This is a genomic window from Klebsiella sp. 2-CIP_Kleb. (assembly GCF_050378715.1).
Taxonomy (GTDB): domain Bacteria; phylum Pseudomonadota; class Gammaproteobacteria; order Enterobacterales; family Enterobacteriaceae; genus Klebsiella; species Klebsiella quasipneumoniae.
In genome coordinates this window covers 1-1,025 of sequence record NZ_JBNRLG010000027.1, presented here as the reverse complement: position 1 = coordinate 1,025, position 1,025 = coordinate 1, and the positions used below count along the sequence as shown (strand labels likewise).

The window sequence follows — 1,025 nt, the reverse complement described above, 5'->3', positions numbered from 1 at the left end:
GCTGCCATCACTACCGTTCTGGCTAAAACCTACGGTGGTTCCGCTCGCGCATTCGACCAGATCGATAACGCGCCGGAAGAAAAAGCTCGTGGTATCACCATCAACACCTCTCACGTTGAATATGACACCCCGACTCGCCACTACGCGCACGTAGACTGCCCGGGCCACGCCGACTATGTTAAAAACATGATCACCGGTGCTGCGCAGATGGACGGCGCGATCCTGGTTGTTGCTGCGACTGACGGCCCGATGCCGCAGACTCGTGAGCACATCCTGCTGGGTCGTCAGGTAGGCGTTCCGTACATCATCGTGTTCCTGAACAAATGCGACATGGTTGATGACGAAGAGCTGCTGGAACTGGTTGAGATGGAAGTTCGTGAACTGCTGTCTCAGTACGATTTCCCGGGCGACGACACCCCGATCGTTCGTGGTTCTGCTCTGAAAGCGCTGGAAGGCGACGCAGAGTGGGAAGCGAAAATCATCGAACTGGCTGGCCACCTGGATACCTATATCCCGGAACCAGAGCGTGCGATTGACAAGCCGTTCCTGCTGCCGATCGAAGACGTATTCTCCATCTCCGGTCGTGGTACCGTTGTTACCGGTCGTGTAGAGCGCGGTATCATCAAAGTGGGTGAAGAAGTTGAAATCGTTGGTATCAAAGAAACCGCGAAAACCACCTGTACTGGCGTTGAAATGTTCCGCAAACTGCTGGACGAAGGCCGTGCTGGTGAGAACGTAGGTGTTCTGCTGCGTGGTATCAAACGCGAAGAAATCGAACGTGGTCAGGTACTGGCTAAGCCGGGCACCATCAACCCGCACACCAAGTTCGAATCTGAAGTGTACATCCTGTCCAAAGACGAAGGCGGCCGTCATACTCCGTTCTTCAAAGGCTACCGTCCGCAGTTCTACTTCCGTACAACTGACGTGACTGGCACCATCGAACTGCCGGAAGGCGTAGAGATGGTAATGCCGGGCGACAACATCAAAATGGTTGTTACCCTGATCCACCCGATCGCGATGGACGA

The 1,025-nt window shown here is 54.8% G+C and carries 1 protein-coding gene; it reads left to right on the top strand.

Features of this window, described 5'->3' with window-relative positions; all coding sequences use genetic code 11:
• Positions 1 to 1,025, top strand: a 1,025-nt coding sequence (tuf, locus tag ACQUTP_RS25665) for an elongation factor Tu (RefSeq protein ID WP_062914393.1), incomplete at both ends; no start/stop codon positions are given.